Origin of the sequence: Neisseria animalis (genome assembly GCF_900636515.1) — a bacterium.
Lineage (GTDB): Bacteria > Pseudomonadota > Gammaproteobacteria > Burkholderiales > Neisseriaceae > Neisseria > Neisseria animalis.
In genome coordinates this window covers 332,045-348,100 of record NZ_LR134287.1, presented here as the reverse complement: position 1 = coordinate 348,100, position 16,056 = coordinate 332,045, and the positions used below count along the sequence as shown (strand labels likewise).

The 16,056-nt window shown below is 52.3% G+C and carries 11 protein-coding genes and 4 tRNA genes; 6 read left to right on the top strand and 9 right to left on the bottom strand.

What is annotated here, in order from left to right; genetic code table 11:
* The first annotated feature begins 88 nt into the window (after window positions 1–88).
* Complete coding sequence (locus EL111_RS01665; protein WP_123795290.1) at window positions 89–1,240, top strand: cytochrome-c peroxidase; 1,152 nt, start codon at window positions 89–91, stop codon at window positions 1,238–1,240.
* A 435-nt stretch (window positions 1,241–1,675) separates the two neighbouring features.
* Here the strand turns inward: EL111_RS01665 and dnaE are convergent, their stop codons facing one another.
* The gene (gene dnaE, locus EL111_RS01660; protein ID WP_123795289.1) at window positions 1,676–5,110 is read right to left on the bottom strand and encodes a DNA polymerase III subunit alpha; all 3,435 of its coding nucleotides are present in this window, start codon (window positions 5,108–5,110) and stop codon (window positions 1,676–1,678) included.
* Between the two features lie 298 nt (window positions 5,111–5,408).
* Here dnaE and apbC point away from each other — a divergent pair, with 298 nt between their 5' ends.
* On the top strand, window positions 5,409–6,488 hold the full coding sequence (apbC, locus tag EL111_RS01655; RefSeq protein ID WP_123795288.1) for an iron-sulfur cluster carrier protein ApbC: 1,080 nt from the start codon (window positions 5,409–5,411) through the stop codon (window positions 6,486–6,488).
* A 354-nt stretch (window positions 6,489–6,842) separates the two neighbouring features.
* On the opposite strand, the gene EL111_RS01650 is transcribed toward apbC, so the two are convergent.
* The 3 genes from EL111_RS01650 to EL111_RS01640 form a co-directional block, all read right to left on the bottom strand.
* Window positions 6,843–7,196, bottom strand: a complete 354-nt coding sequence (locus EL111_RS01650) for a MarR family winged helix-turn-helix transcriptional regulator (protein ID WP_123795287.1) — start codon at window positions 7,194–7,196, stop codon at window positions 6,843–6,845.
* Window positions 7,183–8,349: a multidrug effflux MFS transporter gene (locus EL111_RS01645; RefSeq protein ID WP_197717766.1), complete on the bottom strand. Its 1,167-nt coding sequence runs from the start codon at window positions 8,347–8,349 to the stop codon at window positions 7,183–7,185. Before EL111_RS01645 ends, EL111_RS01650 begins: the two co-directional genes overlap by 14 nt.
* 226 nt (window positions 8,350–8,575) lie before the next feature.
* On the bottom strand, window positions 8,576–9,562 hold the full coding sequence (locus EL111_RS01640) for a hypothetical protein (RefSeq protein WP_123795286.1): 987 nt from the start codon (window positions 9,560–9,562) through the stop codon (window positions 8,576–8,578).
* Window positions 9,563–10,063: 501 nt separating this feature from the next.
* Here EL111_RS01640 and EL111_RS01635 point away from each other — a divergent pair.
* The 3 genes from EL111_RS01635 to rpmG all read left to right on the top strand — a co-directional run bounded on the left by EL111_RS01635 (window position 10,064) and on the right by rpmG (window position 12,018).
* Window positions 10,064–11,386: a M23 family metallopeptidase gene (locus EL111_RS01635; RefSeq protein ID WP_415065367.1), complete on the top strand. Its 1,323-nt coding sequence runs from the start codon at window positions 10,064–10,066 to the stop codon at window positions 11,384–11,386.
* Between the two features lie 211 nt (window positions 11,387–11,597).
* A complete protein-coding gene (gene rpmB, locus EL111_RS01625; RefSeq protein ID WP_002216391.1) occupies window positions 11,598–11,831 on the top strand; it encodes a 50S ribosomal protein L28 in 234 nt (77 codons plus the stop codon).
* Window positions 11,832–11,862: 31 nt separating this feature from the next.
* The gene (rpmG, locus tag EL111_RS01620; RefSeq protein ID WP_003684373.1) at window positions 11,863–12,018 is read left to right on the top strand and encodes a 50S ribosomal protein L33; all 156 of its coding nucleotides are present in this window, start codon (window positions 11,863–11,865) and stop codon (window positions 12,016–12,018) included.
* Window positions 12,019–12,895: 877 nt separating this feature from the next.
* On the opposite strand, the gene EL111_RS01615 is transcribed toward rpmG, so the two are convergent.
* From EL111_RS01615 to EL111_RS01595, 5 genes are all read right to left on the bottom strand, one after another.
* A tRNA-Lys gene (locus EL111_RS01615) sits at window positions 12,896–12,971 on the bottom strand.
* 180 nt (window positions 12,972–13,151) lie between these two features.
* A complete protein-coding gene (ubiM, locus tag EL111_RS01610; RefSeq protein WP_123795285.1) occupies window positions 13,152–14,336 on the bottom strand; it encodes a 5-demethoxyubiquinol-8 5-hydroxylase UbiM in 1,185 nt (394 codons plus the stop codon).
* A gap of 323 nt (window positions 14,337–14,659) precedes the next feature.
* Window positions 14,660–14,735: transfer RNA gene (locus tag EL111_RS01605), tRNA-His, on the bottom strand.
* 10 nt (window positions 14,736–14,745) lie between these two features.
* Window positions 14,746–14,822: transfer RNA gene (locus EL111_RS01600), tRNA-Arg, on the bottom strand.
* Between the two features lie 28 nt (window positions 14,823–14,850).
* Window positions 14,851–14,928: transfer RNA gene (locus EL111_RS01595), tRNA-Pro, on the bottom strand.
* Window positions 14,929–15,168: 240 nt separating this feature from the next.
* On the opposite strand from EL111_RS01595, the gene folD reads away from it, so the two are divergent.
* Window positions 15,169–16,020 (top strand): bifunctional methylenetetrahydrofolate dehydrogenase/methenyltetrahydrofolate cyclohydrolase FolD, encoded by an 852-nt coding sequence (folD, locus tag EL111_RS01590; RefSeq protein ID WP_123795284.1) that lies wholly within the window; start codon window positions 15,169–15,171, stop codon window positions 16,018–16,020.
* Window positions 16,021–16,056 lie beyond the last annotated feature (36 nt).

The following is a 16,056-nucleotide window of genomic DNA, read 5'->3' as shown; positions in this document are numbered from 1 at the left end:
AACAACCCGGGCGGGCTGACGCTTCGGGCATCAAATATAGCGGTTTACCTTCGTTTACGTCTCATATTGATGGAAAAGGAACTGAATCATGAAACGCCAATTATTCCGTACCGCCGCCCTTTCGCTGGCTGTTTTAACGGTTTTGTCTGCTTGCGGCGAGCAAGTTGCCGACAAAGCGGCGGATATGCCGTCTGCAAATGCCGTTGAGGCTTCCGCCGTACAAACGGCAGACAACAGCGGGGCTTCTGCCGAGGATTTGGATTTGCTCCAACGCGCACAAGGAGTGTTCAAACCGCTGCCGAGCGCAGAAGAAATGCAGAAAATCCGACCGTTCAGCGCAGAGCAAATCAAACTCGGCCAACAACTGTGGTACGAGCCGCGCTTGTCGAAAGGCAATACCGTCAGCTGCAACTCCTGCCACAACCTCGCTTCGGCCGGCGTGGACAATATGCCGACCAGCCAAGGGCATAAGGGTGCTTTCGGCGGGCGCAACTCTCCGACGGTGTTGAACGCGGCCACTTTGGATATGCAGTTTTGGGACGGACGTGCGGCAGATGTTGAGGAGCAGGCCGGCGGTCCGCTGCTGAATCCTGTCGAAATGGCTAATGAAAGCAAGGAAGCCGTTGTCGCCAAAATCGCCAATATTCCCGAATACCAAGCCGCATTTAAAGCGGCGTTCCCTGATGACGGTTTGGTATCGTTTGAAAACATCACCACTGCCATCGGCGCTTTTGAGCGCACGCTGCTTACTCCGAGCAAGTGGGACGAGTATCTGAAAGGCAATATCGGTGCTTTAACCGAAAAAGAACGCAAAGGTGTGCGCTCATTTATGGACAACGGCTGTATTGCCTGCCATACCGGTATCAACTTGGGCGGCTCGTCATTCCAGAAATTCGGTTTGGTTCAAGGCCCTTATTGGAAGTTTATCGAAGCCCCGAACAAAGACAAAGGCCGTGCCGATGTTACCGGCAACAAGGCAGACGAATTTTTCTTCCGCGTTCCGGGATTGCGTAATGTCGCCAAAACTTATCCGTATTTCCACAACGGCAGCGTTTGGGAATTGGACAAAGTAGTGAAAATCATGGGTCAGGCTCAGCTTGGCAAAGACTTGCCGCAGGAAGAAGTGGATAATATTGTTGCATTCCTGAACACCTTGTCCGGCTCTGTTCCCGAGTCTGCGCGCACCATGCCGGAGCTGCCGTTGTCCAGCCCGCTGGAATCCCACCCCGACAATAAATAATATCGGATAATTTTTCGCGGTATTTGATTCAAGCGTTTGCGCTTTAAAAGGGCCGTCTGCAAATTGGCATTTTGCAGACGGCCTTTTCCATCAGGAAACGGACAATGCGGGCAATATTGTTGCATTTCCCAATATTTTGCCGAGTGCTGTTCCCGAAGCTGCACGCACCATGACGGAGCTGCCGTTGTCCAGCCCGCTGGAATCCCACCCCGACAATAAATATAGTCGAATAAAATAAGAATGAGACAAGGCAGCGAAGCCGCAGACAGTACACATAGTACGGCAAGGCAAAGCAACGCTGTATCATTCTTATTTTAAATGACTATAACATCGAACAACTTTTATCAGTATTTGATTCAAGCGTTTGCACTTTGAAAGGCCGTCTGCAAATCGTGCATTTTACAGACGGCCTTTGTGCGTCATGCGCCCTTGCGCCTACCAGTTTACCCGAACCGCGCGATTGCCCAGCAGCTCTTCCAGCTCGTGAAACAATCCTGCATCCGCTTTAATCCGCCATTTGCTCGGCAGCTTCAATTTGCCCGATGCTTTGCCGTTGCTGTATGACAGCAGCAGGGGAATCAAGCCCCCCCCGCTTTCCCTTTCCGCTCTCAGAAGCTGTACCAGCTTGTCGATGTCGTGTTCGGGCGTTAGGGAAAGGCTCACACTGCGGGCGTAGTTTTGCCGCGCCGTTTGCAGCGTCATCACTTGGTTGGCCATAATCCGCAAGCCCTCGCCGCCGCCGTAATCGTCGCGGCTGATTTTGGACTCGATAATCAGCACTTGGTCGGCTTTGAGGATTTCCGCGCTGTTTTCCAGCGTTTGTCCGCTGACCATGATTTCTACTTGGCCGCTTTGGTCTTCCAAGGTAACAAACGCTATTTTGCCGCGCTTGCCCATCATGGTGCGGACGGCGGTACAGAATCCGGCCACGCGCACGCTGTCTTGCGGTTTCAGACGGCCTAATTTGACCGGCGCGATTTGGCGTACTTCTCCTGCATACGGGCCGAAGGGGTGGCCGGAAAGGTAAAAACCAATTACGGTTTTTTCTTCGGCCAGCTTTTCCGATTCGCTCCACATCGGTGCGTCTGCCAGCCTGACGGGTTCGATGGCGTCGTCCATCATGTCAAACAGTCCGCCCTGATTGGCGTTGGCGGCTTTTTGGTCGGCATTGTCCATCGCCAAATCAATATTGGCCAGCAGCATGGCGCGGTTGGGTTCGATGCTGTCGAACGCGCCGCCGCGAATCAGTGCTTCGAGGGTGCGGCGGTTCATATGCTCTTTGCCGACGCGTTCGCAGAAGTCCAACAATCCGGTGAATTTTCCGCCTGCTTTCCGTGCGGCGATGATGGACTCCACCGCCGCTTCGCCCGTGCCTTTGATGGCTCCCAGTGCGTAACGGATTTTGTGGTCTTTCAAGGGGGTAAAACGGTAGTCGGATTCGTTGATGTCGGGCGGTAGGAATTCCACGCCGTTGGTGCGGCAGTCGTCGTAAAAATGCTTGAGCTGATCGGTATTGTCCAACTCGCTCGACATGGTTGCCGCCATAAATTCGGCGGTGTAATGCGCTTTGAGCCATGCCGTCTGATAGGAAATCAGCGCGTAGGCGGCGGCGTGGGATTTGTTGAAACCGTAGCCGGCGAATTTTTCCATATAGTCGAAAATTTCATCGGACTTCTCGCGGCTGATGCCTTGTTTTGCCGCACCCTCGGCAAAAATTTCGCGGTGTTTCACCATTTCTTCGGGCTTTTTCTTACCCATGGCGCGGCGCAGCAAATCCGCTCCGCCCAGCGAATAGCCGCCGATAATCTGCGCGGCCTGCATGACCTGCTCCTGATACACCATGATGCCGTAGGTCGGCTCCAAAATGGTTTGCAGCAGCGGATGGATATACTCGAACGAACTGCCTTTCATGCGGGCGACGAAGTCGGGAATATTGTCCATCGGACCGGGACGGTACAGCGATACGAAGGCGATTAATTCTTCAAACTTGGTCGTGTGCGCCGTTTTCAGCATTTTTTTCATGCCGGTCGATTCAAACTGGAATACGGCGGTGGTATTGGCATCGCGGAAAATTTTATAGGCCGCTTGGTCGTCCAGCGGGATTTTGCCGACATCGACAATGTCGCCGGTGGTGTTTTTGATGTTTTCCTGCGCCATCTCGATAATGGTCAGGTTACGCAAGCCCAAGAAGTCAAATTTCACCAAGCCCACGTCTTCTACGTCGCCCTTGTCGTACATCGATACCGGCGAAGCGGATTCGTCGGCCTGATACACGGGGCTGTAATCGGAAATCTTACCCGGTGCGATTAATACGCCGCCCGCGTGCATACCCAATCCGCGCGTCAAATCTTCCAGTTTTTTTGCCAGCACAATCAGCTCTTCCGCCTCTTCCGCTTCAATCAGTTCGCGGATTTGCGGCTCGGCCTCCATGGCCTTGTCCAAGCCCAACGGCTTATTGGCTTCCAGCGGAATCAGTTTGGAAAGTTTGTCGCACAGGCCGAACGGCAGCTCCAACACCCGCCCCACGTCGCGGATGACCGCCTTGGACGACATCGTGCCGAAGGTCACAATCTGACTCACCGCCTGCGCGCCGTATTTTTCGCGCACATATTCGATGACGCGGCCGCGGTTGCTTTGGCAGAAGTCCACGTCGAAGTCGGGCATGGAAACGCGCTCGGGATTCAAAAAGCGTTCAAACAGCAGCGCGTATTTCAACGGGTCCAAATCGGTGATTTTTAAGGAATACGCCACCAGCGAACCCGCGCCCGAACCGCGTCCCGGCCCGACGGGGCAGCCGTTTTGTTTCGCCCAGTTGATGAAGTCCTGTACGATCAGGAAATAACCCGGAAAGCCCATTTGGATAATGATGCCCAGCTCGAAATCCAAGCGTTGCTGATATTCCGGCATTTTCGCCGCACGCTCGGCTTCGTCGGGATAAAGCTGCATCATGCGCTCCCGCAAGCCTTCGTTAGAAAGCTGCGTCAGATAATCATTGAGCGACATTCCGTCGGGCGTCGGAAAATCGGGCAGGAAGTTTTTACCCAACGTGATGTGCAGATTGCAGCGTTTGGCGATTTCAACCGTATTTTCCAAGGCCTCCGGCAAATCGGCAAAACGCTCCGCCATGGTTTCGGGCGGGATAAAGTATTGGCCCGGCACAAAATCGCGCGGACGCTTTTTATCGGTCAGCACCCAGCCGCCGGCGATGCACACCCGCGCCTCGTGCGCCTGAAAATCGTCGCTGCTCATAAATTGGGCAGGATGGGTCGCCACCACCGGCAAATCCAGCTCTCCGGCCAATTTCACGCTGCCCGATACGCAGGACTCCCATTCGGGGCGTTCCGGCAGGCGTTGCAGTTCCAGATAAAACGCATCGGGAAACCAAGCCGCATATTTCAGCGCGGCGGCACGGGCGGCTTCCTCGTGGCCGTTTAACAAATTTACGCCCACTTCGCCGTAATGCGCGCCGCTCAAGCAGATTAAACCGCTGTTGTCTCCTTCGTCCAACCAGCTTTGGCGCAATTCGGCATGGTCGACATTGCGGTCTTTGCCGACATAGGCGGCGGTCAATAATTCGTTCAGCCGCAAATAGCCCTTATCGTTGCGGATAACCAGCATGGCGCGGAAAGGTTTGTCGGGCGCGGCGGGGTTTTCAATCCATACATCCGCCGCGCCAATCGGTTTGATGCCCGCGCTGCGGCAGGCTTTGTAAAACTTCACCAAACCGAATTCGTTCATCAGATCGCTGATGCCCAAAGCAGGCAGCCCGTATTCCTGCGCTTTGGCCACTACTTTCTTGATGCGCACCATACCGTCGGTAATCGAAAATTCGGTATGCAGGCGCAAGGGGATATAGGTCGGCTGTGTCATGGCGGCTTTTCAGACAAAACAAAACAAAGCCGTATTGTATCGCAATTTAACCGTTTTCATGCCGTCTGCAAAACGGTGGCACAACGATTTGCAGACGGCCTTTAACGCCAGATGGCACGTTCCAACCAAGGCAAACCTTTACACTTCGCGCCTACCCGTTAAAAAAAACGTTAAAGCTGTTTGAAAAATGCGCCGCAGCAAACGGCTCTGCTACAATAGTGTGCAGACACTTTGCAAACGGTCTTGATTTTCCGACAGACAACCCGATTTGCCCCTCATCGCTTTTGGAAAGAACGTCATGAATATCCCCGCTATCCAAACCGCACTGCTTGCGGTACAGATTCCCGAAACCGAACGCACGCTCGGCAGCGAAAAAGCCGTACAATCCGTTGAAGAAAAAGCAGACGGCCTGCACGTCAAACTCCAATTCGGTTTTCCCGTCCACCACATCGGTAACGAAATTGCCAACCGCGTTCAGGAAGCCCTGATTGCCCACACCGCCGATGCCGCTATCCATTTGAGTATCGACACCGCCATCGACACACACAAAGTCCAACCCGGCGTTTCAACCATCAAAGGGGTGAAAAACATCATCGCCGTCGCTTCCGGCAAAGGCGGCGTCGGCAAATCCACCACCACCGCCAACCTCGCCACCGCTATGGCACGCATGGGCGCACGCGTGGGCGTACTCGATGCAGACCTCTACGGCCCGAGCCAGCCGACCATGCTGGGCGTTGCCGGAATCAAGCCCGAACAGCACAACCAAAAACTGCTTCCGGTTGAAGCCGACAGCGGTATCCAAGTCATGTCCATCGGCTTTATGGTGGACACCGACCAAGCCGTAGTTTGGCGCGGCCCGATGGTCAGCCAAGCCCTGCAGCAACTTTTGTTTCAAAGCGAATGGGACGATATAGACTATCTGTTTATCGACCTGCCGCCGGGTACGGGCGATATTCAGCTTACCCTGTCGCAAAAAGTACCCGTTACCGGCTCGGTAGTGGTAACCACGCCGCAAGATATCGCGCTGATTGACGCACGCAAAGCCGTTGATATGTTCAACAAAGTCAACATTCCGATTTTCGGCGTACTGGAAAACATGTCGGTACACATCTGCTCCAACTGCGGACACAGCGAAGCCATTTTCGGCAGCGCGGGCGGCAAAAATCTGGCAGAACGCTTAAACGTACCGCTGCTTGGCCAATTACCGCTCAGCCTGCCGGTACGCGAAGCCATGGACGGCGGCAGCGCGCGCCAACTGCTGGAAGAACACCCCGAAATCGCCGACATCTACACCCGCGCCGCATTCCAAATCGCGCTGGCCGTGTCGGATAAAGGCAAAGACTTCAGCAGCCGCTTCCCGAAAATCGTCGTCGAATAAGCAACGGAACAAGCCGACAAACCGCTGTCCGGCTTGTTTTTAAGCAAATCAAGCCGAAAAAGGCCGTCTGCAAATTCCATGACTTCTCATTTGCAGACGGCCTTTTGCAGTTGCACAGCCTGTTTCCCAGCAATTTCCAACTTATCGATTTCCGACTTACTGTTCCTCTTCAATGCTTTCTTGTTCAATGCTTTCTTGGAAACACCGGCGGTAGTCGCGCACCAACTCAAGCAGTCGGACAAAGCGTTCCTCCCCCATTTTATAGTCATTTAAAATAAGAATGATACAGCGTTGCTTTGCCTTGCCGTACTATGTGTACTGTCTGCGGCTTCGCTGCCTTGTCTCATTCTTATTTTATTCGACTATAGCAAGGGCTTGCTGCTCGATATGCGCCAGCTTTTCCATCAGCGGGCGACAAAACGCCTTGCCCTGTTCGGACAGCACCAACAGTTTTTCGCGTTTGTCATCGCCCTGCACCGCCGTAATCAGCCCTTTTTCCAAGAGTGTCTTGCAGTGGTTGTTCACCGTCTGCTTCGGCAGCTGCCAAATATGGGCAATGTTTTTTTGCAGACAGGGCGCGTAGTGCCACAGCATATGGAATACTGCCGGCTCGACATAGCCTACCCCCTCTTGTTTGGCGAGATGTTCGTAATTTTTTTCAATATCGGCAACAGTTTGGAAAAATGCTGCCAAATCATGCTGTTTCATCTGCCTCCTCCGCTATTTTACCGCGCACCGCCCAATAAGACGCCAACATCAGCAGCTTGCTGGCCACGATGACAGTTGCCGTTGCATAAAAGATATTGCCGATGCCTACCAACGGCGACACCACCGCGCCGACCATAAACACCAAAAAGCCGAGCAACGCCGAAGCCGAACCTGCATAACGGCGTTCCGCACTCATCGCCAAGGCCGACAAAGCAGGCAGCATCAAGCCGATGAAGAGCAGCATCAAAAACAGCCCTGCTTCAAGCAGCCACACATTGCCCTGCGTAACCAATACAGCGGCCACGCCCAACCCCATCAAAAGGCTGCCGAACACACCCGAACGCGTTGCCGTTGCATTTTGCAGACGGCCGCCCAAGTTCGAGCCGACAACCAAAGCCGCACCGTTGGCGGCAAAACACAGGCTGAACATAAAGCTGCTCAAACCGTAATATTCCTGAAACACAAACGGAGAGGCGGAGATATAGGCAAACATACCGCCGAAAGCGAATGACTCAACCGCCACAAACAGTATAAAAGTACGGTTTTTCACAACCTTAAACAAAGTAGCAAACGTATGTGAAAGCGGAGTCGCCAGGCGTTTTTCAGACGGCAGCGACTCATACAGGCGTGCCGAGCCGGCAAAAGCAGCCGCACCGATGAGTGCCAGCAGCACAAACATCCCCCACCAATCGGTAAAGCCCAGTACCGCCGAACCGATAACCGGCGACACAATCGGCGCCAAGCCGTTAACTGTCATCAAAAGACCGAAAAAGCGGGTCATCTCCCTGCCGTGGTACAAATCCGCCACCACCGCGCGGGACACCACCACACCGCCCGCCGCCATAAAGCCCTGCACGAAGCGCAGCGCAATCAGCGTTTCCATATCCGGCGCAAACACAATCGCCACCGTACTGACAATATACACCGCCAACGATACCAACAGCGGTATCTTACGCCCGTATTTGTCGCTGAGCGGCCCGAACAGAAGCTGCCCCACCGCCAAACCGATCATACCCGTGGTCAGCGTCATCTGCACCATCGATGTACTGCTGTCGAAATACGCCGCCAAGTCCGGCAAGGCAGGCAAGGCAGGCAGATACAAATCCACCACAAACGGACCAAACGCCGACAGCGCACTGAGCAGCAAAATCAAAAAGTCTGACTGTTTTTCTTCATTTCATTCTCTTAAAGGCAAAAAACCAGACCAATTGGTCTTTAATAGGACTACAATAGTCCTAATTAAGACTAATTGCAAATATTTTGATTTTTCGGATACGACACAGGCCGTCTGCAAAATATGCAGACGGCCTGTGTCATGATTCATGCTTTGTCAGGCGGACTTTGCCAACAATTTTGCCGCATCGGTTGCAAGCCGACACCTATTCCCAACCCATGCCGCGAAATGTTTTAGGACGTTTCCAAAAAGCCCGGTGCGAGCGGGGTGTCAGCGTTAATTCACCACCGTTTTCCCCGTCGGTTGCGATGGTCAACTTTTGCAGACGGCCTGTCCGCAATTCCTGCCACAACGGTTCAAACCAGCGCGCTTCCCAGCTTTCCAAAATCTCCTGATAAGCCCACACATCGCCTGTTTGCGCGGTAACAACCAAGTCTTCCAAGCAGATTAGGCCGTCTGCATTTTCCCGCCCGCACTCCTGAGCCGCGCGCCGGTAAGCCGGAAAATCATACGGTACATCGATTACCGTTCCGCCGCCGAGTTTTGCCCAAACGCCGTCCGCCGCCGTCAACTCCGCCGCCCCGCTGCCCTGAATATCCTGCCACAGCCACAAACCGTTGAGCGGCGGAAGGTTTTGCGCGGCGCGGGCACGGTTGACGGGGTGGTCGTGCAGCCACATTTGGATTTCGGTCTGCTTGCCCAGCCATTCCAGCGCGTCTTGGCCGTCTGCCTGATCCGTACTGCCGATTTGTCCGCAAATATCCCAAACCGGCGCCACATTCCATTCGCTGGCAAACGGTTTGGCCAGCAGCCACAAATCAGGGGAAACGGGGTAAAACCGCCAGCCGTCCTGCCGGTAAAATTCATTCAATCCGCTGCACAGGTGTTCAGCCTCTTCGGAAGTAATGCCCGCATACGCGCCGCCGACAATGCTGACATGGTGCAGCCCCATCTGCTGCCACAGCGGGCTGGCAAACGCGGTATGTATCTCGTCAGGCAGGTTCAGGCAGGCTTTGGCACGCTCAAGCAGGCTGCCCTGCCACAAATAACGTGCATAACATTCCGAAGGGCGGAGTGTGGCTTTTTGCAGACGGCCATAGCGCAACATCCGATTGAACGCCGGCAGCTTCAGCAGCGGCGGCGTTTCATCGGGCAAGCGGTGGAGCGAAGGGATAACAAGGGTCAATTTCATAACATCGAAAAATTTCCAAACAATTCATGATGATTCGCAATAATGAAGAAACAGCACCGCTACTCCCTATTGCAAAGTACGGCCTGACGGCACAGCCCGTTGCGTTATTTTATCCGGCCACATTTTACGCGAGAACACCGGCAGACAAAATGCGCTGCCGCATACCGCCCAAACCGTTTTGCAGACGGCATTAATGGCGCAAACAGACGTTTTATGTTAAAATATCCGGCGTAAATTTCGGAAAATTTGTGTATAAATCAACACAATACCTTTTCCGCTGCATTAAAATGGGAACGATACGCTGCGGCTTCGTTCTTTTTTACGTTATGCCGCCCGTTTTTTGCCGCTTGCCCAAAACCTAAGCGACAAAGTCTGATGCCGTCTGCAAAACCGTATCAATCCAACACATTGCAGATTAAAGATAAACAATCAGAGCCTGAACCGATGCTTCCAAACCTTGCATACCGCCGCCACAACACGGCGACGCAAAAAGGATAATGAGTGGACAATCAGAACAAACCTTCTTTCCTCAACCGTTTTTGGCACAACAAACCGGTACGCTGGTCGCTATTGGGTATCCTGCTGCCCGTATCCGGCGTGATGACCGCCTATGCCGTTACCGAACCGCTTCCGCACAAGCCTGATTTCAAAATCGAGCGCATTTCGGAAGAACTTCCCATGCCCGTTATTACCGCCACAGAAACCCAAAGCGGCTACTGGGCGCAAGAAGTCGTTCAGCCCAATGATTCGCTGGCCGATGTTTTAAGCCGCCTGAACGTCCCGCAAGACGACATTCGAGCCATCATGGCAAAAAACAACGCCCGACGCGACATGAAAAACCTCAGCACCAACCAATCGGTCAATATCCGCGTGAACGCCGCCGGCGAAGTCACCGACGTACAGTTTTTCAGCGATGAAGAATTAGAGCGCAATCTGGTCGCCTTGGAAAAAACAGACGGCAAATGGCGCGTATCCCACGCCGAAGCCGACATGAAAACCATGCCCACCCTGCGCTCCGTACACATCCGCAGTTCCGCCATCGGCGATATGCTGCGCGCTGAAATCCCCGCCGACCTGTATATCCAGCTCAAAGAAATTTTTGCCGACCGCTTCGATATGCAGAGCCTGAAAGAAGGCGACATCATCCGCCTGCTGTACAACAGCATGTATTTCCGCGGCCAGCAGATGGCCGTAGGCGACATTCTTGCCGCCGAAATCGTCAAAGGCGGCAAAACCTACCAAGCCTACTATTACAGCCAAGGCAAAGGCGATGAAGAAAACGGCAGCTACTACGATCAAAACGGCAAATCCTTGCAGCAAAAAGCAGGCTTTACCAGTGAACCCGTTGCCTATACACGCATTTCATCGCCCTACGGCTACCGCGTCCACCCGGTTTTGCACACCGTCCGCATGCACACCGGCATAGACTACGCCGCCCCCAGCGGCACGCCGATTAAAGCGGCAGCAGACGGCGTGGTAACCTTCAGAGGCTGGAAAGGCGGCTACGGCAACACCGTTATGGTACGCCACAACAACGGCGTAGAAACCCTCTACGGCCACATGAGCGCGTTTTCCACCGCAAACGGCAGCGTCCGTGCGGGCGACATCATCGGCTATGTAGGCTCGACCGGACAATCCACCGGCCCCCACCTGCACTACGAAGCCCGGGTAAACGGTCAGCCCGTCAACCCCGCTACCGTAGCCCTGCCTACGCCAAAGCTGACACCGACCAACATGACCGCATTCCGCAAGCAGCAAAAAGCCGCCGGCAATATGCTGGCAGCCGTTCGCGATCTGCCGGTGTCCGTGGCCCAGCTCGACTGAGCCGCCAAGCCATCTGCAAATACGATACCCATCCGCACACCGTTTTTGCAGACGGCACGGCCTGACAAAGCAGGCTGAAACCGTTTCCCCGAAACAACACATCAGCGGTTAAAACCCTAAAAATACCGTTTTTTCAGAAAACTGCTTGAAACAACATTGCTTTTTATGGTATAAATCGCGTTTTACTATTTTAGAAGTTTGGAGACTAACCATGGCACGAGTTTGCAAAGTGACCGGTAAGCGCCCGATGTCTGGCAACAACGTATCACACGCCAACAACAAAACCAAACGTCGTTTTTTGCCTAACTTGCAATCACGTCGTTTTTGGGTAGAAAGTGAAAACCGCTGGGTTCGCCTGCGCGTATCTAACGCTGCTTTGCGTACCATCGACAAAGTAGGCATTGATGTCGTATTGGCTGATTTGCGTGCTCGCGGCGAAGCTTAATTTAACGAACGCTTAATTAAGGATTACTGCAATGCGCGATAAAATCAAACTGGAATCTAGCGCCGGTACCGGCCACTTTTACACCACCACTAAAAACAAACGCACGATGCCCGGCAAACTGGAAATCAAAAAATTCGATCCGGTTGCCCGCAAACACGTTATCTACAAAGAAACCAAATTGAAATAATTTGCGTGTGTTTGAGCATACAAAAGCCTCTGTCCGTACAGAGGCTTTTTATTTAACCCTTCCGCCAAACTCATGCAGCCGTCAGCCCCACCCTGCCCAACTGTTTTGCAGACGGCCTGACCACACTCCGCCCATATCAAAGCCCACAATTTCAGCAGGAATAGCACAATAAGCGACACACAGAACGCCACAAGCAGAAAGCAGCACGGCAAATATAGTCATTTAAAATAAGAATGATACAGCGTTGCTTTGCCTTGCCGTACTATGTGTACTGTCTGCGGCTTCGCTGCCTTGTCTCATTCTTATTTTATTCGACATACCGTCATCAAATGATGAGCGGTCATATTCCACACAAACCCTATTATGTTGCAACGCAAAATAAACCAATATAGCTGTTTGACACCGCAGAATACTGCGTTGCTGCACCTTGTTCAAAAAAAGATTTGAAGCCAAGCACCCGCACTCACTATCCATGCCGTCTGCAATTTGACCACCTTATCTCATTTTGTATGCTTCAGTGATGTGCAGCCGAAACAAAAAACCGGCAGCAAGCGATTCAGAACGCATCTCACAGCCAATCACAAAACCTTTAGATGTCCTGCAACACCCAAACCGTTTACCACATTGAGAACCTCGCTTGTTTATCTGCTCCAATCAAACAATCCCCGTTATAGTCTTTTAAAATAAGAATGATACTGCGTTGCTTTGCCTTGTCGTACTATCTGTACTGTCTGCGGCTTCGCTGCCTTGTCTCATTCTTATTTTAAATGACTATACATTCGATGAGTCAGTAAACAACATCTCCCCCATATTTCAACCATGCTCATGCCTTCCAAACGCAAAAAAGCCTAAACTTGCGTTTAGGCTTTTTTATATCTGGTGGGTCGTGAAGGATTCGAACCTTCGACCAACGGATTAAAAGTCCGCTGCTCTACCGACTGAGCTAACGACCCGATAAGTTTTGAATTATATAGAAAGCTGATGTTTTCGTCAAGCCTTTTCGGTATTTATTTTCACACATCATCAGATATTCAAACAAATCGCTTTGTTTTCAATCGGATTGACTCAAAAAGGCCGTCTGCAAATCGAAACACAGCTTCTATCTGCCACCTGCTCATTCCGAGCAGTGTTACCTAGCCGGTCAACTGCTTGGTAATCAGCTTTTTCAATGGCGGGAAATTATTGCTGGCACGCAAAACCAAACCCCGCAGCAATTTGGCCGGAGCGGTTTCGTTGGTAAACAACTTCAGCAACATATTGGTACCGTGGTACAGCGGCTGGGCGTGCAGCATATGCTTGCTGTTGTATTTTTCCAGCAACGATGCCGCACCGATGTCTTGTCCACGCTGCGCGGCTTCGGCCACCAGTTTTGCCAGAATATCCGCGCTGGACAAACCCAAGTTGAAGCCGTGCGCCGTAACCGGGTGCATACCGACCGCCGCATCTCCGATTAACGCACTGCGCTTGCCGTAGAAACGCTGGGCTATCATGCCCACCAACGGATAATGGTGGAAACTGCTGACAACTTCCATATCGCCCAAGCGGCCTTTCAACTGGGTTTTTACCATTTCCGCCAATTCTTCGTTACTCAAATTGCGGATACTGTCGGCCTGATCGGTATCCATAGTAACCACGGTATTGGTAACGTACTCTTCCAGCGGCAGCAGCGCGATCGTCCGCCCATAATGGAAACATTCGTAAGCGGTATGCTGGTTGGACAAGGTATGCTTCATGCGGCCGACAAACATGGTACGGCTGTAATCGTGCATATCCGATGAAATGCCTAATTGGCGGCGGGTCTGCGAGAAACGGCTGTCGGCAGCAAGCAGCAGACGGCTGCTGAGCACTTCTCCGCTTTCCAATACCACTTCCGCACTGTTGTCGTTGGTCCGCACTTCTTTTACGGCCGTTTCCGCCAAAATGGTAACATTATCCAGCTTGGACACCACTTCATAAGCGGCTTTGCGAATATTGTGATTGGAAATCAAATAACCCAAACAGTCGGCAGGTTCGCCCCGTGCTTCGGTAGGTTGCGGGAAATGAAGCTGGTAATCGGATTGCCCGTTCAATACTTTGGCATCACGCAAGGGATAGATTTCGTCCGGCGCAATCAGTGCCCACATGCCCAAGCGCTGCATGATTTCACGCGACATATGCGTCAAGGCGATTTCGCGGCCGTCGTACGGCGGATTTTGCAAAACAGCCAGCGGACTGCGCTCAATCAGCGTAACCGAAAGCCCGCTGCCTGCCAGTGCAGCAGCAAAACTCAAACCCGCCGGCCCTGCGCCGACAACGAGAATATCACTGTGTAAACTCATAATTATCCTTTACGGTAAATGAGCGGATTTTCAGACGGCTTTCGGCGTACTGTTTCGGTACCATTCGGACAATCCGCAAAATCTGATTGATTATAGCAAATTTAATAATAGCTTAAAACAAATATTCAGATAATATCCTTCTATTACCTTAAGCCGATATTATAGTCATTTAAAATAAGAATGATACAGCGTTGCTTTGCCTTGCCGTACTATGTGCACTGTCTGCGGCTTCGCTGCCTTGTCTCATTCTTATTTTATTCGACTATACCTTCAACGGCAGCCGATAATGAAAAAACCCGCATATTGCTATGCGGGTTTTTATTTGGGGTGGCTAATGGGGCTCGAACCCACGACAACCGGAATCACAATCCGGGGCTCTACCAACTGAGCTATAGCCACCGTAAACTTTTGGCACGCCCGACAGGAATCGAACCTGTAACCCCCGACTTAGAAGGTCGGTGCTCTATCCGGTTGAGCTACGGGCGCTCATGCCGTCTCGTACCAAGTAAACTGGTGGTCGGGGCGGTGGGATTCGAACTCACGACCCTCTGCTCCCAAAGCAGATGCGCTAACCAGGCTGCGCTACGCCCCGACTTAGAAGACCGAATTATATTGACACTTCGAAACAACGTCAACACCTATTGGAAATTTTTTTACTGTAAAAAGTTATCTGTTTATTTTTAATCAGGATTTATTTAAGCATATTTTATCTATCTTAGCCGAAACCATGCCGTCTGCAAAATAAAGTCCGTGAACATCTGTGGTATAAATGTTAAAATAGTATGGATTTTATCTTTCATTTTCCCCTCATTGACTTCAAGCAGAGAACAACATGACCGCCCAACTCATCAACGGTAAAGAAATCTCCCAACAACGTCTGGCAGCAGTGGCCGCCGCAGTAGAAAAACGTGCTGCTGCCGGTTTGCACACTCCTTGTCTGGCCGTTATTTTAGTCGGCGACAATCCCGCCAGCGCGGTGTATGTCCGCAATAAAAAACTGGCCTGCCAAAAATCCGGTATCGAATCGCTCTCTTACGAGCTGCCTGCTTCAACCACTCAAGACGAGTTGCTGAAGCTGGTTGACGAGCTCAACAGCAACCCGAAAGTAGACGGCATTTTGGTACAGCTTCCGCTGCCGGAGCATATCGACAGCCAAGTGGTGTTGGAAACCATTCTGCCGCATAAAGATGTGGACGGCTTCCACCCTTACAATGTCGGCCGTTTGGTGGTCAAAATGCCGCTGATGCGCCCCTGCACGCCCAAAGGCGTGATGACGCTGCTGGAGTCTTACGGAGTCGACCCCAAAGGCAAAAAAGCCGTTGTTGTCGGCGCATCGAATATTGTCGGCAGACCCCAAGCCCTCGAGCTGCTGCTCTCCCGCGCTACGGTAACTGTCTGCCACAGCGCCACGCAAAACTTGGCGGAAGAAGTCGCACAGGCCGATATTTTGGTGGTCGGCGTCGGCATTCCGAACTTTGTCAAAGGCGAATGGATCAAGCCCGGCGCAATCGTAATCGATGTCGGCATCAACCGCTTGGCAGATGGCAGCCTGTGCGGAGATGTGGAGTTTGATGTTGCCAAAGAACGTGCCGGCATGATTACCCCCGTTCCCGGCGGAGTCGGCCCGATGACGATTGCCACATTGCTGGAAAATACTTTACACGCGGCAGAACTGCATGATTAAACGGTTTTAGCCGATATTCATACCAAAGGCCGTCTG

Excerpts from the sequence above, each read along its gene's own strand:
- EL111_RS01665 (WP_123795290.1), top strand. The coding sequence starts at position 89 with ATGAAACGCCAATTATTCCGTACCGCCGCCCTTTCGCTGGCTGTTTTA.
- dnaE (WP_123795289.1), bottom strand. The coding sequence starts at position 5,110 with ATGACACAGCCGACCTATATCCCCTTGCGCCTGCATACCGAATTTTCG.
- apbC (WP_123795288.1), top strand. The coding sequence starts at position 5,409 with ATGAATATCCCCGCTATCCAAACCGCACTGCTTGCGGTACAGATTCCC.
- EL111_RS01650 (WP_123795287.1), bottom strand. The coding sequence starts at position 7,196 with ATGAAACAGCATGATTTGGCAGCATTTTTCCAAACTGTTGCCGATATT.
- EL111_RS01640 (WP_123795286.1), bottom strand. The coding sequence starts at position 9,562 with ATGAAATTGACCCTTGTTATCCCTTCGCTCCACCGCTTGCCCGATGAA.
- rpmB (WP_002216391.1), top strand. The coding sequence starts at position 11,598 with ATGGCACGAGTTTGCAAAGTGACCGGTAAGCGCCCGATGTCTGGCAAC.
- rpmG (WP_003684373.1), top strand. The coding sequence starts at position 11,863 with ATGCGCGATAAAATCAAACTGGAATCTAGCGCCGGTACCGGCCACTTT.
- ubiM (WP_123795285.1), bottom strand. The coding sequence starts at position 14,336 with ATGAGTTTACACAGTGATATTCTCGTTGTCGGCGCAGGGCCGGCGGGT.
- folD (WP_123795284.1), top strand. The coding sequence starts at position 15,169 with ATGACCGCCCAACTCATCAACGGTAAAGAAATCTCCCAACAACGTCTG.